19 protein-coding genes and 1 tRNA gene are annotated in these 19,742 nt (G+C 74.2%); 8 read left to right on the top strand and 12 right to left on the bottom strand.

Annotated features, from left to right (window positions below; genetic code table 11):
• The first annotated feature begins 21 nt into the window (after nucleotides 1–21).
• Nucleotides 22–999: a pyridoxamine 5'-phosphate oxidase family protein gene (locus tag DCS98_RS10650; protein WP_116451336.1), complete on the top strand. Its 978-nt coding sequence runs from the start codon at nucleotides 22–24 to the stop codon at nucleotides 997–999.
• Here the strand turns inward: DCS98_RS10650 and DCS98_RS10655 are convergent.
• Entirely contained in the window at nucleotides 938–1,723 is a 786-nt protein-coding gene (locus tag DCS98_RS10655) for a transglutaminase-like domain-containing protein (protein ID WP_206340190.1), read from the bottom strand. The genes DCS98_RS10650 and DCS98_RS10655 overlap by 62 nt on opposite strands.
• Before the next feature lie 96 nt (nucleotides 1,724–1,819).
• Here DCS98_RS10655 and DCS98_RS10660 point away from each other — a divergent pair, with 96 nt between their 5' ends.
• A complete protein-coding gene (locus DCS98_RS10660) occupies nucleotides 1,820–2,605 on the top strand; it encodes an SGNH/GDSL hydrolase family protein (protein ID WP_116451338.1) in 786 nt (261 codons plus the stop codon).
• A 98-nt stretch (nucleotides 2,606–2,703) separates the two neighbouring features.
• On the opposite strand, the gene DCS98_RS10665 is transcribed toward DCS98_RS10660, so the two are convergent.
• On the bottom strand, nucleotides 2,704–4,638 hold the full coding sequence (locus DCS98_RS10665; RefSeq protein ID WP_241037557.1) for a putative bifunctional diguanylate cyclase/phosphodiesterase: 1,935 nt from the start codon (nucleotides 4,636–4,638) through the stop codon (nucleotides 2,704–2,706).
• 235 nt (nucleotides 4,639–4,873) lie between these two features.
• Here DCS98_RS10665 and DCS98_RS10670 point away from each other — a divergent pair, with 235 nt between their 5' ends.
• Both DCS98_RS10670 and DCS98_RS10675 read left to right on the top strand, forming a co-directional pair.
• Nucleotides 4,874–5,245: a VOC family protein gene (locus tag DCS98_RS10670; protein ID WP_116451339.1), complete on the top strand. Its 372-nt coding sequence runs from the start codon at nucleotides 4,874–4,876 to the stop codon at nucleotides 5,243–5,245.
• 123 nt (nucleotides 5,246–5,368) lie between these two features.
• Nucleotides 5,369–6,403 carry an LLM class flavin-dependent oxidoreductase gene (locus tag DCS98_RS10675; protein ID WP_116451543.1) on the top strand — a complete coding sequence of 345 codons (1,035 nt, stop codon included), beginning with the start codon at nucleotides 5,369–5,371 and terminating at the stop codon, nucleotides 6,401–6,403.
• 94 nt (nucleotides 6,404–6,497) lie between these two features.
• Here the strand turns inward: DCS98_RS10675 and DCS98_RS10680 are convergent, their stop codons facing one another.
• From DCS98_RS10680 to nadA, 4 genes are all read right to left on the bottom strand, one after another.
• A complete protein-coding gene (locus tag DCS98_RS10680) occupies nucleotides 6,498–6,983 on the bottom strand; it encodes a hypothetical protein (RefSeq protein ID WP_116451340.1) in 486 nt (161 codons plus the stop codon).
• A 196-nt stretch (nucleotides 6,984–7,179) separates the two neighbouring features.
• The gene (nadC, locus tag DCS98_RS10685) at nucleotides 7,180–8,076 is read right to left on the bottom strand and encodes a carboxylating nicotinate-nucleotide diphosphorylase (protein ID WP_116451341.1); all 897 of its coding nucleotides are present in this window, start codon (nucleotides 8,074–8,076) and stop codon (nucleotides 7,180–7,182) included.
• The gene (locus DCS98_RS10690; protein WP_241037559.1) at nucleotides 8,073–9,743 is read right to left on the bottom strand and encodes an L-aspartate oxidase; all 1,671 of its coding nucleotides are present in this window, start codon (nucleotides 9,741–9,743) and stop codon (nucleotides 8,073–8,075) included. The genes nadC and DCS98_RS10690 overlap by 4 nt, the downstream gene beginning before the upstream one ends.
• 1 nt (nucleotide 9,744) lies before the next feature.
• Complete coding sequence (nadA, locus tag DCS98_RS10695; RefSeq protein WP_206340191.1) at nucleotides 9,745–10,758, bottom strand: quinolinate synthase NadA; 1,014 nt, start codon at nucleotides 10,756–10,758, stop codon at nucleotides 9,745–9,747.
• A gap of 72 nt (nucleotides 10,759–10,830) precedes the next feature.
• On the opposite strand from nadA, the gene DCS98_RS10700 reads away from it, so the two are divergent.
• A complete protein-coding gene (locus DCS98_RS10700; RefSeq protein ID WP_116451343.1) occupies nucleotides 10,831–11,562 on the top strand; it encodes an NUDIX hydrolase in 732 nt (243 codons plus the stop codon).
• On the opposite strand, the gene DCS98_RS10705 is transcribed toward DCS98_RS10700, so the two are convergent.
• Nucleotides 11,533–12,831: a lytic transglycosylase domain-containing protein gene (locus DCS98_RS10705; RefSeq protein WP_164704505.1), complete on the bottom strand. Its 1,299-nt coding sequence runs from the start codon at nucleotides 12,829–12,831 to the stop codon at nucleotides 11,533–11,535. The genes DCS98_RS10700 and DCS98_RS10705 overlap by 30 nt on opposite strands.
• 229 nt (nucleotides 12,832–13,060) lie before the next feature.
• A tRNA-Arg gene (locus tag DCS98_RS10710) sits at nucleotides 13,061–13,133 on the bottom strand.
• A gap of 203 nt (nucleotides 13,134–13,336) precedes the next feature.
• Here DCS98_RS10710 and DCS98_RS10715 point away from each other — a divergent pair.
• From DCS98_RS10715 to DCS98_RS10725, 3 genes are all read left to right on the top strand, one after another.
• A complete protein-coding gene (locus tag DCS98_RS10715; RefSeq protein ID WP_241037561.1) occupies nucleotides 13,337–13,852 on the top strand; it encodes a single-stranded DNA-binding protein in 516 nt (171 codons plus the stop codon).
• Between the two features lie 100 nt (nucleotides 13,853–13,952).
• On the top strand, nucleotides 13,953–15,623 hold the full coding sequence (ettA, locus tag DCS98_RS10720) for an energy-dependent translational throttle protein EttA (protein WP_116451346.1): 1,671 nt from the start codon (nucleotides 13,953–13,955) through the stop codon (nucleotides 15,621–15,623).
• 71 nt (nucleotides 15,624–15,694) lie between these two features.
• Nucleotides 15,695–16,108: an acyl-CoA thioesterase gene (locus DCS98_RS10725; RefSeq protein ID WP_116451347.1), complete on the top strand. Its 414-nt coding sequence runs from the start codon at nucleotides 15,695–15,697 to the stop codon at nucleotides 16,106–16,108.
• Nucleotides 16,109–16,185: 77 nt separating this feature from the next.
• Here the strand turns inward: DCS98_RS10725 and DCS98_RS10730 are convergent, their stop codons facing one another.
• From DCS98_RS10730 to DCS98_RS10745, 4 genes are all read right to left on the bottom strand, one after another.
• Nucleotides 16,186–16,782 carry a biotin transporter BioY gene (locus tag DCS98_RS10730; RefSeq protein ID WP_206340192.1) on the bottom strand — a complete coding sequence of 199 codons (597 nt, stop codon included), beginning with the start codon at nucleotides 16,780–16,782 and terminating at the stop codon, nucleotides 16,186–16,188.
• Nucleotides 16,783–16,946: 164 nt separating this feature from the next.
• Nucleotides 16,947–17,378, bottom strand: coding sequence for a globin (locus DCS98_RS10735; RefSeq protein ID WP_116451348.1), 432 nt, complete (start codon nucleotides 17,376–17,378; stop codon nucleotides 16,947–16,949).
• Nucleotides 17,375–18,685: an MFS transporter gene (locus tag DCS98_RS10740; protein ID WP_116451546.1), complete on the bottom strand. Its 1,311-nt coding sequence runs from the start codon at nucleotides 18,683–18,685 to the stop codon at nucleotides 17,375–17,377. Before DCS98_RS10740 ends, DCS98_RS10735 begins: the two co-directional genes overlap by 4 nt.
• A complete protein-coding gene (locus DCS98_RS10745) occupies nucleotides 18,682–19,662 on the bottom strand; it encodes a mechanosensitive ion channel family protein (protein ID WP_241037562.1) in 981 nt (326 codons plus the stop codon). The genes DCS98_RS10740 and DCS98_RS10745 overlap by 4 nt, the downstream gene beginning before the upstream one ends.
• Between the last annotated feature and the right edge of the window lie 80 nt (nucleotides 19,663–19,742).

Genomic DNA, 19,742 nt, shown 5'->3' on the forward strand with positions numbered 1-19,742 from the left:
CGGCTGCCACCCTCTCCCGGCATGAGCCAGCCGACGGACCCCCAGGTCCTCGAGGTCGTCGACCGCTACCGGACCTGCGAGTTCGCGACCCTCACGAGGTCCGGCGTCCCGATCGCCTGGCCGACGGCGGCGCTCCTCCGCGACGACGGCACGTTCCTCGTCACCACGTCGATCGCGCTGCCGCAGAAGGCCTACAACATCCGCCGGGACGACCGCGTCGCGATGCTGTTCAGCGAACCCACCGCCAGCGGGCTCGTGGGCGCGCCGCAGGTCCTGGTGCAGGGCCGGGCCGGCTGCCCGGACGAGATCGTCACGGACGTGTCCGGCGACGTCGAGTACTGGCGGCGGCTGCACGAGCGGCAGCCGTTCAACGCCCTCTACTCCCGCAACGCGCTCACCCGCCGGTTCTTCGACTGGTACTACATGCGGCTGCACATCACGGTCACCCCGACGTCGTGGACCACCCGGCCGCCGCTCCCCGCGGGCCGGCCCCCGGCGGCGGGCTCCCCGGACGGTCTCGCCGGCCGGGCGCTCGCGCAGCTCGCGGGCTACCCCAGCGCCGTCCTCGCGACCCGCACCGACGACGGGATGCCGAGCCTGCGGCGGGTGCACGTGACCGGGCCCGGGGCGGCCGGCCGGCTGCGGCTCGACGTCCCGCCGGACGAGCAGCTGCGCGAGGGACCGGCGAGCCTGCTCGCGCACGGGCACGACGAGCAGCTGTGGTCGCTGCGCAGCGTCGTCGTCACCGGTGAGCTGATCCCGGCCGACGTCTGGACCTTCCGGCCCGAGCGGATCGTCGGCGCCGGCGATGCGAGCCCGGTCGGGATGCTGCGCGAGCTCGGCCGGCTGCGCCGGACGGCGAAGGGCTACCTGGAGAAGCGCTCGCTGCCGCGCCCCTCGATCGCCTGGAGCAGCGTGCGCGCACTGGGGGACGACGTCAGGGCAGGGGGAACGGGGCGTCGTCCGGAGCCGGGAGCGGTCCGTCCGTCGTCGCGGTGACCGTCATCGTCTCGAAGCGCGCGATCCGCCCGAACAGCGAGAGGAAGGCCGTGTCGGCGGCGTCCCGCCCCGAGCAGATCCGCACCAGCGAGCTCGTGGGCGCCAGCCGGGTGGGGTCGACCACCGACCAGACCCCGTCCACGTCGGCCTCGACGACGGCGTGGAAGTCCATCGGCGAGAGCCCCGGCGCGTAGACCGCCACGAGCCTGGCCGGGATCTCCAGCGCGCGCAGCAGCGTGATGGTCAGGTGCGCGTAGTCCCGGCAGACACCCTGGCCGGCGAGGAGCGTGTCGACGGCGGTGTCGACCGGCCGGCTGGAGCCGGACGTGTAGACCAGCCGGCGGTGGACCCAGGCCGCCACCGCGGGGACGAGCTCGGCCGCCGGGAGGTGCGGGTCGAACTCGGCGGTCGCGAACCCCTCCAGCTGGTCGGACGGGCAGTACCGGCTGGGGCGCACCGCCTCGGCCCACTCCGCCGGCGTGACCTTCCGCGGCGGGCCGCCCAGCTCGGCCGACGCCGAGTACGTGACCGTCGTGCCGCCCTCCTGCAGCTGCAGCCGGTGCACGCGCGCGCCGTCGACCTCGATCTCCTCGGGCTCGATCGCGACCCCGCCGGAGACCACGGTCAGCTGCTCGGCGACCGGCGCCGCCACGGCGATCTGCAGCAGCGCGGTCGCCGGCTCCGGAGAGGACATGGTGAGCGTCGCGGCGACGTCGGTGCGCATGCGGCACATCCTCGCCCACCTGCGGTTTCCTCCGCATGACGGTGATCACGCCGGACCCGACGGCGCGCGGGCGCCCCGTCGTGCTGGAGTGGAGCCGTGCACTCTCCCTGGCGGCGCTACATCGCGCTCGGCGACTCCTTCACCGAAGGTCTGAGCGACCCCGATCCCGGGCGACCGGGGGAGTACCGCGGCTGGGCCGACCGGCTCGCCGCCCACCTCGCCGCCGCCACGCCCGACGCCGACGTCGAGTACGCCAACCTCGCCATCCGGGGCCGGTTGCTCCGGCAGGTGGTCGAGGAGCAGGTGCCCGTGGCACTCGAGGCGGAGCCGGACCTGGTCAGCCTGGTGGCGGGCGGCAACGACCTCATGCGTCCCGGTGCCGACCCCGACCTCCTGGCCGCGACCCTCGAGGATGCCGTCCGCCGTCTGCGGGCCGCCGGTGCCGACGTGCTGCTGGCGACCGGCGTCGACACCCGGCTGACGCCGATCCTCAAGCGCGTCCGCGGCAAGGTGGCGGTCTTCAACGCGCACGTCTGGTCGATCGCGGCACGCCACGACGCCGTCGTCCTCGACCAGTGGGGCGCCGACTGGATCCTCGACTGGCGGCTGTGGGACACCGACCGCATCCACCTCACCGCCGAGGGGCACCGGCGGATCGCCCTGGCCGCCGCGGCGGCCCTGGGCCTGCCGGAGGAGGACGGCGACTGGCGCACGCCTCTTCCGCCGGCGGACCCGCGGCCGTTCCGGACCGCGGTGGCCGAGGAGGCAGCCTGGGTGCGCGGCTTCGTCGCGCCGTGGATCGGCCGTCGGCTGCGCGGGCGCTCGTCGGGCGACGGCCGGGCGCCGAAGCGCCCGGTGCCGCTGAGCCTGCCGCGGGCCTAGTGCCCCTTCCCCGGTTGATCATCGCCTCCGCGCAGGTCCGCGCGGCAGGTTCTGCCGTGTCGCGGACCCGCAGCCGATGATCGTCGCCCGGGACGGCGTCAGTGCTCGTCGGGCTCCGCGGAGTCGTCGAGGAGGGCGCCGGTGGCGAAGGCCCCGGTGTCGTCGAGGTCGGTGGTCCGCAGGGTCGGCTCGCTGCGCTGCTGCGGGAGCGGCGGGGTCTCGCGGTCCTCGGGCAGCAGCTCGCCGGCGACGTCCTCGGCCGGTGCGTCGGTCATCTCGCCGATGAACACCTCGGCGGGGTTGGGCAGCGGGGCGGGACGGCCGAAGGCGTAGCCCTGCGCCATCGCGCAGCCGTGCCGCAGCAGCCAGTCGGCCTGGTCGAGGTCCTCGATGCCCTCGGCGATGACCTGCAGCCCCATGCCGCGGCCGAGCTGCAGCAGGCCCTGGACGAGCGCGGCGGTCGACGGCTCGGTGACCACGTCGGCGACGAAGGACCTGTCGATCTTCACCGTGTGGATCGGCAGCCGGTGCAGCGCGGTGATGGCGGAGTAGCCGGTGCCGAAGTCGTCCAGCGCGAGGGTGACGCCCTGGTCGGTGACGACGGCGACCGAGTGGAGCGTGGCCTCGGCGGCGAACAGCGCCGTCGACTCGGTGATCTCCAGCTCCAGCCGGTGCGGGGCCAGCCCCGACTCGGCCAGCGCCGCGGCGACGAGCTCGCTGAACCCCTCCTCGGCCAGGTGCCGGGCGGAGACGTTGACGTGGACGCGCAGCTCCTCGGGCCAGGTCGCGGCGTCGTTGCACGCTCGGCGGAGCACCCAGGCGCCCAGCTTCGAGGTCAGCCGGTTGTTCTCCGCGGCGTCGAGGAACGCCGCCGGGGGGAGCAGGCCGCGGGTCGGGTGCTCCCAGCGGACCAGCGCCTCGTAGCCGAGCAGCGTCTCGTCGCCCAGGTGCACGATCGGCTGGTAGAAGAGCCGCAGCTCCTCGTTGTCCAGGGCGTGCCGCAGGTCGGTCTCCAGCTGCAGGGCGTCGACGTCGCCGCGGGTCAGGGCGCCCTCGTGCACCTCGATGCGCGCCCGGCTGCCGTCGGCCTTGGCCCGGGTGAGCGCGCTCTGCGCCTGGCGCAGCAGGTCGTCGGGGGTGGTGTCCGACCCGAGGGTCAGGCCGACGCTGGCCGACAGGTTGATCTCGCGGTCCTGGACGACGAAGGGCTCGTCCAGCACCGCGAGGAGGCGGTCGGCGAGCGCGCGCAGGCCGTCGAGGTCCTCCACGTCCTCGGCCACGACCAGGAACTCGTCGGCGCCCAGGCGGACGGCGGTGTCCTCGACCCGGGTGCTCCAGCGCAGCCGGTCGGCCACCTGGCTCAGGAGCAGGTCGCCGGCCTCGTGACCCAGGGAGTCGTTGACGGCCTTGAAGCGGTCGATGTTGAGGTGGACGAGGCCGACCTGCAGGCCCCGGCGGCGGGACAGCGCGACGGCGTGCCGCAGGCGGTCGGTCAGCGCCCGCCGGTTGGGCAGCCCGGTCAGCGGGTCGGTGAAGGCACGGCGGACCAGGTCCTCCTCGGCGCGACGGCGGTCGGTGACGTCGACCAGGGAGAGGACGACGAACTGCGCCTCGCCGTCGTTGCGGCGGACGATCTCGTGCGACTGGACGACCCACAGCTCGGTGCCGTCGGAGCGGCGCAGCCGGCGCTCGCCGTCGAGCAGCAGGTTCGGGTCGAGGGAGGCGGGCTCGCCGGGCGCGGCCACCAGGCCGAGGTCGGCGACCGGCGGGTCGTCCGGGTGCGCGAAGAGGTCGACGTGCCGGCCGGACAGCTCGTCCGCCGTCCGCCCGCTGAGCGCGCACAGCATCGGGTTGGCGACCAGGATGTGGCCGTCGAGCTGCACCAGCGCCTTGGGGATCGGTGCGGACAGGAACAGCGCCTGGAACAGCTGGCCGCGATCGGCGAGCAGGGTGTCGATGGCCCGCATGCGCTGCCCGCCCGCGCCGGCGGGACCGGCGGGCGTCCGGGGCACCTCTGAGGCGGGAAGGCTCACCTGCACAGGGTCACCCATCGTCGGCGTGAAGTGACGGAACCTGGTCACGGAGAGTCGTGTTCGTGCCGTCACGGTGCGTTAGTTAGGACGGTTCCGCGGGCGTCTTCTGCCAACGGCCGCGGACCGGCCCGTCACATCACGACTGATCCGCTGATCGCGGCCGGGAAGTGACCGCATGGCGCGGGAGGGTCGTCCCAACCGGCCCGAGGGGTCGGTCCGACCGAGAGGAGGCCCCGTGGACTGGAAGCTGGAGCTGGTGGCGGTCCCGGTGACGGACGTCGACCGGGCGATCGCGTTCTACGTGGAGAAGGCGGGGTTCGTCCTCGACCACGACCACCGGGTGAGCGACGAGCTGCGCTTCGTCCAGCTGACGCCGCGCGGTTCCGCCTGCTCGATCGCGCTGGGCACCGGGTTGCTGAGCACCCCGCCGGGATCCGCGCAGGGTCTCCAGCTGGTGGTGCCGGACATCGAGGCTGCCCGGGACGAGCTGGTCTCCCGCGGGCTGGACGTCGGGGAGATCGACCGGCAGCCCTGGGGCGCGTTCCTGTACTTCACCGACCCCGACGGCAACGGCTGGGCCGTGCAGGAGATCCCTCCGCGGGGGTGAGCGGCCGAGAGCTCAGTCGTGGTCGCCGACCTCGGCGCGTCGGCGCGTGTCGACGACCACAACTGCCTTCTCGCGAACAGGGGCCCGGGGAACAGCAGGGAGCGCTCCGGTGCTGGACCGACCGTGGAGAAGAAGATCGGGTTCCTGTCCTTCGGGCACTGGCAGCCCATCCCCGGATCGCAGGTGCGGACCGGCCGGGACGCCCTGGTGCAGAGCGTCGAGCTGGCCGTCGCGGCGGAGGAGCTCGGCGTCGACGGCGCATTCGTGCGGGTGCACCACTTCGCCCGTCAGCTGGCCTCGCCGTTCCCGCTGCTCGCGGCCATGGCGGCCCGCACCAGCCGGATCGAGATCGGCACCGGCGTCGTCGACATGCGGTACGAGAACCCGCTGTACATGGCCGAGGAGGCGGCGGCGACGGACCTGCTGTCCGACGGCCGGCTGCAGCTCGGCGTCAGCCGGGGGTCGCCGGAGACGGCGCTGCGCGGCTCGGAGGCTTTCGGCTACGTGCCGCCGGAGGGCAGCACCGACGCGGACCTGGCCCGGGACAAGACGGGGCTGTTCCTCGCCGCGCTCGAGGGGCAGACCGTCGTGGAGGCCGACCCGCGGATGACCGGGGGCACGCGAGGCCGGCTGGCGATCCAGCCGCACGCGCCGGGGCTCCGCGACCGCATCTGGTGGGGCTCGGGGACCCGGGCGACGGGGGAGTGGACCGCGCAGCAGGGGATGAACCTGATGAGCTCCACCCTGCTGGTCGAGGACACCGGCGTGCCCTTCGACGAGCTGCAGGCCGAGCAGATCGCCCGGTACCGGACGGCGTGGGCCGAGGCCGGCTGGGAGCGCGAACCGCGCGTGTCGGTCAGCCGCAGCGTGCTGCCGATCGTCAGCGACGAGGACCGCGCCTACTTCGGCAGCGAGCGGTCGAGCGAGGACCAGGTCGGCATCCTCGAGGGGGTCCGGGCGCGGTTCGGGAAGAGCTATGTGGGCGAGCCGGACGCGCTGGCCGAGGAGCTGGCGAAGGACGCCGCCGTCCGGGAGGCCGACACCCTGCTGATCACGGTGCCCAACATGCTCGGCGTCGACTACAACGCCCGGCTGCTGGAGAACGTGGTCCGGCACGTCGCCCCGGCGATCGGCTGGCGTCACCCGTCCCAGCGCTGACCGCCCGATCCCGGCCGCGGCGCACGAACGGCAGCCCCGGGAGACGAGGAAGGCCCCCGCGTGACCGCGCGGGGGCCTTTCTCGTGCGGGTGCCTCAGTTCAGGGTGCAGCCCGCGTTGTTCGCGTCGTCCAGCGTGGTCGCCAGCGCCAGGATGACCGAGCGGTCGCCGGTCCGGAGGGCGGCGTTCACGTCGGCGATGATCCGGCTGCTGGTGAACGCGTAGTCGACGTCGTCGTCCGCCGCGTTCAGCACGGCCGCCGTGGCCGCGCGGAGCAGGATCCGGCTCGCCCCGTCGACGCCGTTGCCGCCCTTGGAGGACAGCGCCTGGAGCAGCGTCGCCGAGCCGAGGTCGCCGGTCGCCGCGCTGAAGACCGACCGCACGGAGCTGCTGGGGGCGTAGCGCTCCCAGCTGTCGGTGTGGTTCTTCCAGTAACCGGGAGTGCAGCCCTCGCCGCCGGTCTGCTCGTACGGCGGCGGCGGGTAGGACGGGGTGTCGTACGCGCTGGCCACACCGGTCGACAGGGACAGCGGCACGGCTGCTGCGACGGCGATCGCGGCGAACCGGAGACGGGTCTTCACTCGGCGTTACCTCCAGGTGTGCGGGGTGGTCCGGCACTGGACCACGCACCGCGGACGCTAGGAAGACCCGCCGGGAGCCGCCGTCCGGGAGGCGGGTGAACCACCACTCGTGGGGGACACGGGCGAGCCGCCTGCCGGTGCGTCGTCGCGGAACGCGACCGGGTGGGAACGCGGCCCGATCACCCGATCGGGCGGCTCATCCGCGCAGGTCGAACCCGAGGTCCAGCACCGGTGCGCTGTGGGTCAGCGCACCCACCGCCAGGTAGTCGACGCCGGTCGCCGCGACCTCGGCGGCTCGGTCGAGCGACAGCCCGCCGCTGGCCTCCAGCCGGACACCCGACCCGCGGACGAGGTCCACCGCCGTCCGGGTGTCGGCGAGCGAGAAGTTGTCGAGCAGGACGAGCTCGACGCCCGCGGCCACCGCCTCGCGCACCTGGTCGAGGGTGTCGCACTCCACCTCGAGCGGGACTCCGCGAGCCGACGCCCGGACGGCCTCGACGGCCGCCGTGATCCCGCCCGCGGCGGCGACGTGGTTGTCCTTGACCAGCGCGGCGTCGCCCAGGGCCATCCGGTGGTTGACCCCGCCGCCGCAGCGGACGGCGTACTTCTCCAGCGCCCGGAGCCCCGGCGTCGTCTTGCGCGTGTCCCGGACGGCGGCACCGGTGCCGGCGACCGCATCGACCCACTGCCGCGTCAGGGAGGCGACGCCGGAGAGGTGGCCGACCAGGTTCAGCGCGGTCCGCTCGGCGGTGAGCAGGCAGCGCGCCGGCCCGCTGACGGTCAGCGCCGTGCGGCCCGGCTGCGCGGCGTCACCGTCGGCGGCGTGCAGCGAGACGTCGACCCGCGGCCCGCCCACGAGGTCGAACACGGCCGCCGCCACGGGCAGGCCGGCGAGCACACCGGGGACCCGGGGCACGACGTCCCCCGTGGCCCGGGCGCCCTCCGGCACCGTCGAGTTCGTGGTCACGTCGGGGCCGAACGCGAGGTCCTCCTCGAGCGCCCGCCGGATCACCCGCACGACCTCGGCAGGGTCCAGCCCGGCGTCCTCGAGCGCTGCCGCGAGCGCGGGGCGCAGCACGCCTTCGCCGGTCATGCGACCACCTGCGCGGCGGGGGTCAGCGGCCGGACGGGCTGGGTCCGGGTGTGCACGAGGCCGGTGCGGTCGATCCGGTGGACCAGCCGCACCTGCCACTCGGGACGGGTCTCCGGGGCGTCGAGCCGCCGGTGGCAGCCGCGGCTCTCGGTCCTGGCACCCGCGGCGGCGGCCAGCAGCGTGGCCACGGTGTGCAGGGCCGTCGTCTCGACGGCGGTGACGTCCAGGACGGCGTCCGCACCCACGCGGGGCGCCGCGCACAGCAGGCCGGCCAGCTCGGCGAGCCCCGCGGCGTCGCGGACGACCCCGGCGTTCCGGGTGGCCGCCGCCGCGATGCCGGTGCGCACGGACGGGTCGATCGCCGCGGGCGCGCCGGTCGCGGGCGCGGGCTCCCCGCCCCCGGGCAATTCGGCCGCCAGCAGCGCGGCGCACCGGCGGGCGGCGACGAGCCCCTCGGTGATGGAGTTCGACGCCAGCCGGTTCGCGCCCTGGACGCCGGTGCACGCGACCTCGCCCACGGCGAACAGGCCGGGCACGGTGGTGCGCCCGTCGAGGTCGGCCACGACCCCGCCGCAGGTGTAGTGGGCGGCCGGCGCGACGGGCACCGGCTCCCGGCCCAGGTCGAACCCGGCGGCCGCGCAGGCGGCGGTGATGCCCGGGAAGCGGTGGGCGACGGCGTCGGCACCGAGGTGGGTCGCGTCGAGGAAGACGCAGTCCGCCCCGGTGGCGCGCAGGTGCGCGGCGATCGTGGCCGAGACGACGTCGCGGGGCGCGAGGTCGGCCAACGGGTGCGCGCCGAGCATGATCCGGCGGCCGCCGGCGTCGACGAGCACGGCGCCCTCGCCGCGCACCGCCTCCGAGACGAGCACCTGCTGGCCTCGGGCGGCCGGTCCGGTCCACAGCACCGTGGGGTGGAACTGCACCATCTCGACGTCGGCGACCTCGGCGCCGGCCCGCAGGGCGAGGGCCAGACCGTCGCCGGTCGCGCCGGCCGGGTTGGAGCTGGCGGCGTAGAGCTGCCCGAACCCACCGGTCGCCAGGACGACGGCGGGGGAGCGCAGGTCACCGGCGTCGACCAGCGCGCCGTTCTCGATGCGCGCCACCCGCAGCCCGGCGATCCGGCCGTCGCGGGTGAGCAGCGCGTCGAGCGCTACCGTGCGCTCCAGCACCTCGACTCCCCGCGCGCGCAGCGCGTCGCCGAGGGTGCGGGTGACCTCCGCGCCGCTGGCGTCGCCCCCGGCGTGCACGATCCGGTCGCGGCTGTGCCCGCCCTCCCGGGTCAGGGCCGGGCGGCCGTACCGGTCCAGGTCGAGCCGGGCGCCGAGCTCCCGCAGGAGCGCGACGGCCAGCGGGGCCTCCTCGACGAGGGTGCGCACGGCCTCCTCGTCGCACAGCCCGGCGCCGGCCACGAGGGTGTCGCGCACGTGCAGCTCGGCGTCGTCGTCCGCTCCGAGCACTGCCGCCAGGCCGCCCTGGGCCCACGCGGTGCTGCCGTCGCCGAGCGCTCCCTTCGTGACCACGGTGACCGCGCGGCCGGCGTCGGCCAGCGCGACCGCGGCCATGAGCCCCGCCGCGCCGGTGCCCACGACGACGACGTCGGTCGCCCGGCTCCAGCCGGCGGTGGGCAGCGGAAGCGCCGGGACCACCCGGCCGAGACCGGCACTCACGTCACTCACCGACCGGCGACGGCGTGCCGATGGCGACCATCGCCTCCACGGCGGCGCGGGCGCGGGCGGCGACGGCCGGGTCGACGGTCACCTCGTCGCGCCCCTCGCGCAGCGCGCGCAGCAGCTTCTCGGGCGTCGACATCTTCATGTAGGGGCAGGCGGCGCGGGAGTTGACCGGCTGGAAGTCGGTGACCGGGTTCGCCTGGCGCAGCTGGTGCAGCATGCCGATCTCGGTGGCGACCAGCACGCGCTTCGCCGTCGTCCGGCGGGCCTCGTCGAGCATCCCCCCGGTGGAGAGGATGTGGACCCGCTCGTCCGGGAGCTGACCGTCCGAGACCATCCAGAGCGCGCTCGTCGCGCAGCCGCACTCGGGGTGCACCAGCAGCTCGGCGTCCGGGGCGGCCTCGACGCTCGCGCGCAGGTCGGTGGGGGAGATGCCGGCGTGCACGTGGCACTCGCCCATCCAGATCCGCATGTTCTGCCGCCCGGTCACGCGCTGGACGTGCGCGCCCAGGAACTGGTCGGGGAGGAACAGCACCTCGCGATCGGCCGGGATCGACTCGACCACTTCGACGGCGTTGGACGACGTGCAGCAGATGTCGGTCTCGGCCTTCACCTCGGCGGAGGTGTTGACGTAGGAGACGACGACCGCGCCGGGGTGCTCGGCCTTCCACGCCCGCAGCTGGTCGGCGGTGATGGTGTCGGCGAGCGAGCAGCCGGCGGCCGCGTCGGGCACCAGCACGGTCTTCCCGGGGCTGAGGATCTTCGCCGTCTCGGCCATGAAGTGGACGCCGGCGAAGACGATCGTGGACGCGTCGCTGGCCGCCGCGATGCGGGAGAGCGCGAGCGAGTCACCGACGTGGTCGGCGACGTCCTGGATCTCCGGGGCCTGGTAGTTGTGCGCCAGGACGACGGCGTCCCGCTCGCGGGCGAGGCGGCGGACCTCGTCGCGCCAGTCGTCCCACTGGTCGTCCGTCCAGGCGGTGGCGGCGGGGACGGGCAGCGTTGCGGTCACGGGGACCTCCCGAGGAGTGGGGTTTCGTACTCACAGTCGAAAACCTGCGGGACGGACCATAGCATTCCCGCCGTGCCCTCCGTGTGGTCCTCGCCGGACCGTCCCGCCTATCCGCACCACGCGCTCGCAGCCGTGCTGCAGGTCCGATCGGCGCGGCTGCACGTGATGTTGTGGGAGCGGGCGAACGACCCGTTCGCCGGAGCCTGGGCGCTACCGGGCGGACCGCTGCTGGCCGGCGAGACGCTCGGCGCCTCGGTGGCGCGCCAGCTGGCGAGCAAGGTCGAGGTCACCCACCTGGCCCACCTCGAGCAGCTCGAGACCCGGAGCGACCCGGCTCGCGACCCGCGGGGGCGGACCGTCGCGACCGCCTACCTGGGACTCGTCCCGTCGGACCTCGACCCGGCGCTGCCCGACGACACCGGGTGGCACCCCACCGACGCGCTCCCCGCGACGGCCTTCGACCACGGCTCGATCGTCGAGTCCGCGCTCGCGCGGCTGCGGGCGAAGCTGTCGTACACCAACGTCGGCTTCGCGCTGGCGCCGCCGGCGTTCACGATCGCCGAGCTCCGCGACATCTACGTCGCCGCCCTCGGCTACGAGGTGACGGCGACCAACCTCCAGCGCGTGCTCCTGCGCCGGGGCGTGCTGGAGTCGACCGGCGAGCTGGCGCCCCCCGGACGTGCCGGGGGGCGGCCGGCCGCCCTCTACCGCTTCGCGTCGGACGGGCTGGAGGTCACCGACCCGTTCGCCGTGCTGAAGCCGCCGTCGGCACGGTCACGGGCAGACGGGCAGGTTCGGGAGTAGCGGCGCGCCGAGCGGGCTCAGCAGGGTGCAGGTGACCCCCGGGACGAGCTCGGGTGGCGGCGGGGGCAACGGGTTGCTCGGCGGAGGCGGCGGCGGGGGAGCCGGCACCGGGACCGGGACCGGGACGGGCAGCGGCGCGGGAGCCGGTGCCGGTGCGGGCGCCGCCGGCTGGCCACCCGACGTCGCGGGCGGGGGCTGGCTGCCCGAGCCCGCCGGCGTGCCGCCCTGCGGAGGCGGCGCCGCTCCGGCCCCACCACCGCTGTCGGCGGGCTGGGCCGGCTGCCCACCTCCGGATTCCGCCGGCTGGCCGGCCGCGGGTGCGCCACCGGAACCCGGTGCGGGGGAGTAGGCGACCGTCTGCCCCGGCGGCGACGACGTGGTGTCGCGGAGGCCGATGGCCGGTCCCGGCGCCGCGGGCGCCCCGTAGAAGGCGGACGGCGGGGGCACGGCACCGCTGGTGTTGCCGACGATCGGCAGGTCGGCGACCGGCATGCCGGTGGCGTAGGCGCGGGCGAGCGCCAGGACCTCGTCGGCGTACTCGTCGGAGTGGTTGTACGCGAGCACGGCCTTCCGCTGGCCGCCGTCGGTCCGGAGGTTGCCCCCGGCCACGCAGAGGTAGTTGGCCGCGGCGAGGGCGGCGTCGTTGATGTTGAAGGGGTCGGTGACGCCGTTCTCGTCGGCGTCGATGGCGTAGGAGCGCCACGTGGTCGGGATGAACTGCATCGGTCCCATGGCGCGGTCGTAGCTGGTGTCGTTGTCCCACATGCCGTTGTCGCTGTCGCCGATGTAGGCGAACTGACCGCCGTCCAGCGCCGGGCCGAGGATCTTCGGCGTGGCCGAGCCGTCGGGCCCGAGGACCGCGCCGCCGTAGCGCCCGTGGTTGGACTCGACCCGGCCGATGCCGGCCAGCAGCGACCAGTCGATGCCGCACTCGCCCTTCACCGTCGCCATGCGGGCGGCGGCGACGCGATAGGCGTTGAGGGCGACGTTGGGGATGCCGTTGGCCGCGAGACCGGTGACGACCGCCTCGGGCGCGGGCGCCTGCGGCCCGGCGGCTCGCGCCGGGACAGCGGTCAGCGTGGTGGCCCCGCGAGGTGCCCCCTCGGACAGCGCCGGGATCGCCCACCGGGCGGCGAGCGTGCGCGGGACGGCGAAGTCGTCGGCGTGGCCGACCGCCTGGAGGTCCTGCGACTGCGCGGGCGGCGCGACCATCGCGGTGAACGCGGCGAGCACGCCGGCCACCACGAACCACCGCTTGTGCCCCGGCACCCGCCGTCTCCGGCGCGGATCGAGGGAATGCGCTCCGCCGGTGCTGGGCGGCTCGAACTGACTCGAGGAACTCGACTGACCCACTGTCACTCCAGACGATCCACCGTTGGCTCGTTGGTCCCCCGTGACCTGGCTGGGGGCGTCTACCCCGGCCAGAGGCGCGCGATGCATGAACCTGCGACGCGCTATCACGGATAACGACGACGGGATCGTCGGGTGACGGTCGAGGCGCGCCCGGCAGGGATCGAACCTGCGACCAAGTGCTTAGAAGGCACCTGCTCTATCCGCTGAGCTACGGGCGCTCGGTCGCCGATCATCGCATCGCCGGGTGTCCGGGACGCGGTGGTCGACGGCGCGCTCACGCCGGCGGGTGAGCGTCCACAGGGATCGCGGCCGTCCACAGATGACGTGCGGGGCCGCCGTCCGGGGCGCCGTGGAGCCAGGGTCGTCGGCACACCGGCAGGTCGCCGGTCGCGCCGCAGGCGCAGCAGACCCGAGGAGCACCGTGAGCAACAAGGTCACGTTCACCGGCAACGTCGTCAACTCACCGTCCCGCAACCGCACCCAGAACGGCAGCGTCACCAACTTCCGGCTGGCCTCCACCGAGCGCCGCTTCGACACCGGTTCGCAGACCTGGGTCGACGGCTCCTCCTTCTTCGTGGACGTCGAGTGCTGGGGCGAGCTGGGCGGCAACGTCTCGCACAGCGTCAGCAAGGGCGACCCCGTCGTCGTCGTGGGCACCATCCGCACGCACTCGTGGGACTCCGAGGAGGGGCGCCGCAGCCGGCCGCAGATCAAGGCGGAGGCCGTGGGGCCCAACCTCGCCCGCGGCACCGCCGAGTTCCGTCGGCCGGCCCGCGCGGCGGCCGCCGCGTCCGACGAGCCGGTTCCGCCGTCGGAGGAGGAGGCGCCGTCGACGTCGGACGGGCTGTCGGAGTTCCTCGAGGGGCGGGACTACGAGGTGGGGGACGGGACGTTGGGAGAGGTGAACCCCTCCGACCTGGAGCCCGCGCACGTCTAGTTGCCCGGGCTGGGAGGATCGGGGGCGAGAACGCACGGGGTGGGGCCGCATCACGCGGTCCCGCCCCCGCTCGCGAGACGACGGAAGGCTCCGAAGCCCAGTGGCTCAGTACATCTACACGATGGTCCGCGCGCGCAAGGCGCACGGCGACAAGGTGATCCTCGACAACGTCACCCTGTCGTTCCTGCCCGGCGCGAAGATCGGCGTCGTCGGCCCCAACGGCGCCGGCAAGTCGACCGTGCTCCAGATCATGGCCGGCATGCAGCAGCCCTCCAACGGCGAGGCGACGCTCGCGCCGGAGGCCACGGTCGGCATCCTCCTGCAGGAGCCGCCGCTCAACGAGGCCCTCGACGTGCGCGGCAACGTCGAGGAGGCGGTGAAGCCCCTCCGCGACGCGCTGCGCCGCTTCGAGGAGGTCAGCGCGGCGATGGGTGAGCCGGACGCCGACTTCGACGCCCTCCTCGCCGAGCAGGGCGAGCTCATGGAGGTCATCGAGAACAACGACGGCTGGGAGCTCGACGCCCGCATCGAGCAGGCGATGGACGCGCTCCGCTGCCCGCCCGGCGACGCCGACGTGACGGTCCTCTCCGGTGGTGAGCGCCGCCGCGTCGCGCTGTGCAAGCTGCTGCTCGAGGCGCCCGACCTGCTGCTGCTCGACGAGCCCACCAACCACCTCGACGCCGAGAGCGTGGCCTGGCTGGAGCAGCACCTGGAGAAGTACGCCGGCACCGTCGTCGCCGTCACCCACGACCGGTACTTCCTGGACAACGTCGCGCAGTGGATCCTCGAGCTCGACCGCGGCCGCGCCTACCCCTACGAGGGCAACTACTCCACCTACCTCGAGACCAAGGCCGCCCGCCTCAAGGTCGAGGGTGCCAAGGACGCCAAGCGGCAGAAGCGCCTCGCCGAGGAGCTGGAGTGGGTCCGCTCGGGTGCCAAGGCCCGCCAGGCCAAGAGCAAGGCCCGCCTCGCCCGCTACGAGGAGATGGCCGCGGAGGCCGAGAAGTTCCGCAAGCTGGACTTCGAGGAGATCCAGATCCCGCCGGGCCCGCGCCTGGGCAACGTCGTCGTCGAGACGAAGAACCTGACCAAGGGCTTCGGCGACCGCGTCCTCATCGACGACCTGTCCTTCACCCTCCCGCGCAACGGCATCGTCGGCGTGGTCGGCCCCAACGGCGCCGGCAAGACCACGCTGTTCAAGATGCTGGTCGGCGAGGAGAAGCCGGACGACGGCGACATCAAGGTCGGCGAGACCGTCAAGCTGTCCTACGTCGAGCAGAACCGCAGCGGCATCGACCCGAAGAAGACGCTGTGGGACGTCGTCTCCGACGGCCTCGACCACATCAAGGTCGGCAACGTCGAGATGCCGTCCCGGGCCTACGTCGCCGCGTTCGGGTTCAAGGGTCCCGATCAGCAGAAGCCGGCCGGTGTGCTGTCCGGTGGTGAGCGCAACCGCCTCAACCTCGCGTTGACCCTCAAGCAGGGCGGGAACCTGCTGCTGCTCGACGAGCCGACCAACGACCTCGACGTGGAGACGCTGACCAGCCTGGAGAGCGCGCTGCTGGAGTTCCCCGGCTGCGCCGTGGTGGTCAGCCACGACCGCTGGTTCCTCGACCGCGTGGCGACGCACATCCTCGCCTACGAGGGCGAGTCGCAGTGGTTCTGGTTCGAGGGCAACTTCGCCGACTACGAGAAGAACAAGATCGAGCGGCTGGGGGCAGAGGCGGCGCGTCCGCACCGCGCCACCTACCGCAAGCTCACCCGCGACTGACGCGCCTGCCACCGGGCCGCCCCAGCAACCCGCTGGGGCGGCCCGTGGTGTCCCTAGGGCAAGGTGGCAGCGTGAGACACACGGTGCACGTGCCGATGCGCTGGTCGGACACGGACGCCTACCAGCACATCAACAACGTGGCGTTCCTGGGCTACTTCGAGATGGCCCGCGTGAACCTGTTCTTCGAGCACCCGACGCACGACGAGCGGACCGGCATGCGCCGCGGCCTCGTCGTCCACTCGCACGAGATCTCCTACAAGCGCTCGGTGCTCTACGACGCCGAGCCGCTGGAGGTCCAGATCTGGGTGTCGGGCATCCGGGCGGCGTCCTTCACCTGCCACTACGAGCTGTTCGACCACGGGCGCCTGGCTGTCACCGGCAGCACCGTGCTCGTGCCCTTCGACTTCGCCCTCGAACGCCCGCGGCGGATCACGCCCGAGGAGAAGGCGTTCCTGCTGCGCTACGCCGACGAGCCGGCCGCCTGAGCGGCCGGGAGGCGCACCCCCGGAACGCGACGACCCCCTGACGCCGGGGGCGCCAGGGGGTCGGGGAGCGGACGGGGTCAGGCCCGACGGGTCAGCTTCCAGGCCGTCCCGAGCACCGCGGCCGCGACGGCGGCCTTCACGATGCCGCCCAGGATGAACGGGTAGAACCCGGCGTCGAGGGCCTGGCCCGCCGTGAGGCCGGCGCTCAGCGCCAGCCACGGCACGCCCACCGCGAAGATGACCGCCTGGCCGGCGACGAACAGCGGCACCGACTTCAGCGGGTTGCGGTCGGCGCCGTGCTTGGCGGCCAGGCCGATGAGGAACGCGGCCGGGATGAAGCCGACGACGTAGCCGCCCGTGGCGCCGAAGACGACGTCGAACCCGCCGCTGGCCTCCGAGTAGAACGGCAGCCCGACGAGCGCGGCCAGGATGTAGAAGACCTGCACCGCGACCCCGCGGACCGGGCCGAGCGCGGCGGCGGTGAGGACGACGGCCAGCGTCTGGCCGGTGATCGGCACGGGCGAGCCCGGTACGGGCACCGACACCTGCGCGAGCAGCGCCGTGACGAGGACGCCCAGCGCCACGAGGACGACGTTGCGGGCGCGGACCGCCGGGACGAGGTCGGCGAGGACGAGCGGGCGCGCCGGCAGCGCGGGCATCGAAGCGGTGGCCACAGAACCTCCTGGAGCGACTGGTCGGCGCCCGCCGAGCCGGGCTGGGCGCCGCTGATCACCGGTGAGTCTGCACTACCGCGCCGGCGGCTTCCTGGGCTGGTCGGCGTCGCCGCACCGGGCGCGCTTCGGTGCAGCCGCTGCACCGAGCGCGACGCCCGCCGGCTCTACGGGGAGAGGTCGCCGGCCGCGTCGTCGGGGAACCGGTTCTGCATGCTGCGCGCAGCCATCTCCAGGTAGCCCCAGAGGGTCGCGTCCTGCTCGGGGGTGAGGCCCAGCGAGTCGACGGCCGCGCGCATGTGGGTCAGCCACGCGTCCCGCTCCGCCGGCCCGATGGCGAACGGCGCGTGCCGCATCCGCAGGCGGGGGTGGCCGCGCTGCTGCGAGTAGGTGGTCGGCCCGCCCCAGTACTGCTCCAGGAACGACCGCAGGCGCACCTCGGCGCCCTCCCAGTCGTCCTGGGGGTACAGCGGCGCGATCACCGGATCGGTCCGCACCGCCGCGTAGAAGTGGGCGACGAGCCGGGTGAAGGTCGGGGCGCCGCCGACCTCGTCGTAGAAGGTGCGCGCCGAGGGCAGGGGCCGGCTCGACTCGCTCATGCTGCCGATGGTCCCTCACCGGCGGGCGCTCCCGCCACGGAGGTCTGGGTGCGCCGGTACGCGACCAGCGCGGGAGCCACCGCGAGGAGACCGACACCACCGGAGAGGGCGAGCACGCCGCTGGCCGACACCCCCTCCGCGACGAGGCCGGCCGCCAGCGCCCCCAGGGCCTGGACGCCGTAGAGCCCGCTGACGGCGACGCCGAAGGCGCGGCCGCGGAAGGCTGCCGGCACGGCGCGCACGAAGGACACGTTCAGCGGGATCAGCCACGACGACCCGAGCCCCGAGACGAACAGCAGCGCCACGACGACGGCGAAGGGCATCGTCCCGGGTCCGGTGAGGACCGCGAACACGCCCGCGGCGAGCAGCGGCGTCAGGGAGAGCACGACCAGCGGGACCACCAGCCGCTCCCGCCGGTCGGGTGCCACCAGGCGGGCGATCACCAGACCGCCGACGGTCACGCCGAGCGGGTTGGCCGACAGCAGCACGCCGATGGCCGCCGTCGCGTCGGACCCCAGTTCGTGCACCAGCGGCGCGGCGACGCCCTCGGAGGCGTAGGTGAACAGCGTCGCCACCCAGAGCACGCCCATGATCGCGACCAGCCGCGGCGACCGGCCGATCAGGCGCAGGCCGGCCCCGGTGTCCCGCCACACCGACCGGGGGCCCTCGTCGCCGACCGGGGCCGGGCGCCGTTTCAGCCCCGCCCACAGCCACAGCGCCGACACCACGAACGTCCCGGCGTCGATGAGCAGCGCCCCCGACGGGCTGAGGACGGTGACCAGCGCCCCGGCCGCGAGGAAGCCGACCACCTGGGCCAGCTGGAGCGTGATGTTGGTCAGCGAGGTGGCGACGGCGTAGCGGTCCCCGTCGAGGACGTCGGCCATGAGCGCCGACCGCGCCGACTCGAACGGCGGCGCGCACAGCGACACCAGGAACAGCAGGGCGAGGAGCACGGGTAGCGGCGTCCCGGGGATCGCCATGCCGGCGAGGACGACGGCGCGGGCGACGTCCGCGGCGATGAGCACGCGGTGCCGCGGCAGCCGGTCGGCGATGGTGGCGAGGAACGGTCCGCCGAGCAGCCAGGGCAGGTGCCCGATCGCGAAGGTGAGCGCCGAGAGCAGCGGCGAGGAGGTGCGCTGGTAGACCAGCACCGTCAGCGCCACGCGGGCCAGCTCGTCGCCGGCGGTGGAGAGCAGGAAGGTCCCGAACAGCGGTCGGAACTCGCGGACGGCGAAGACCTCGCGGAAGGTCGCCTGCCGCTCGGGGGCGCCGGTCGGGGAGATCCCCTCGGGCGCGGCCGCGGTCAGCGGACCCCCGAACCGTTGCCGGTGGCGCCGGCGAGCAGCGGCAGGGGCGTGCGGATGCCCTCGGCGACGAACCGCTCCTTGAGCCGCAGGCGCAGCTCCCGGCCGACCCGCCACTGGTCGGCGTTCGTGCTGCGGACCTGCACGCGCAGGAAGACGCCTTCCGCGGTGATCTGCTCGACGCCGAGCGACTCGGGCTCGGCGAGCAGCACCGCCGCCCACTCCTCCTCGGCGTACATCGCGTCGGCGACCTCCTGCATCACCGTGCGCGCCCGCTCGAGGTCGGTGTCGTGCGCGACCGGCATGTCGATGACGACCTGCGCGAAGCCCTGGCTCTTGTTGCCCACCCGCAGGACCTCGCCGTTGCGGACGTACCAGACCACGCCGTTGACGTCGCGCAGCCGCGTGATCCGCAGCCCCACGGCCTCGACGGTGCCGCTGGCCTCGCCCAGGTCGACGACGTCGCCGACGCCGTACTGGTCCTCGAGGATGATCCCGATCCCGGCGATGAAGTCCTTGATCAGGTTCTGCGCGCCGAAGCCGAGCGCGACGCCGACGACGCCCGCGCTGGCCACGATGGGCGCGAGGTTGATGCCCAGCTCGCCGAGCACCAGGACCACGGCGATCCCCAGGACCACGATCGAGGCGAAGCTGCGCAGCACCGAGCCGATCGCCTCGGCCCGCTGGGTGCGGCGCTCGGTGATCTGCCCGTCGGCGTCGTGCTGGGCGACCCGGTTGCGCAGCGGCCGCAGGATCGTGGGCATGGCGCCGGTGGCGGTGCGGTCGGTGAGCCGCCGGATGGCCCGGTGCGCCAGCGCGCGGGCGACCACGGCCACCAGGACGACCAGCAGGATCCGGGCGGGGGTCGCGACGAGGACCCGCGCGTTCTCGGCCAGCCAGTCCAGGCCGAACCAGTCGTAGAGCTTCTGGCACAGCCAGTAGTCCGCGCAGTCGGGCATGCCCGTGGACGGATCGTCCACGGCCAGCACGGTTAGTGATCGACTCATCACCGGAAATCCTCCCAGGTGAACCCCCGCATGTCAGCGATGCGGGGGTCGCG

The sequence above is a fragment of the Blastococcus litoris genome (genome assembly GCF_003075095.1).
In the GTDB taxonomy this organism is placed as follows: domain Bacteria; phylum Actinomycetota; class Actinomycetes; order Mycobacteriales; family Geodermatophilaceae; genus Blastococcus_B; species Blastococcus_B litoris.

Coding starts and splice junctions, on each gene's coding strand:
- DCS98_RS10650 (WP_116451336.1), top strand. CDS start 22: ATGAGCCAGCCGACGGACCCCCAGGTCCTCGAGGTCGTCGACCGCTAC.
- DCS98_RS10655 (WP_206340190.1), bottom strand. CDS start 1,723: ATGCGCACCGACGTCGCCGCGACGCTCACCATGTCCTCTCCGGAGCCG.
- nadC (WP_116451341.1), bottom strand. CDS start 8,076: ATGACCGGCGAAGGCGTGCTGCGCCCCGCGCTCGCGGCAGCGCTCGAG.
- DCS98_RS10735 (WP_116451348.1), bottom strand. CDS start 17,378: ATGAGCGAGTCGAGCCGGCCCCTGCCCTCGGCGCGCACCTTCTACGAC.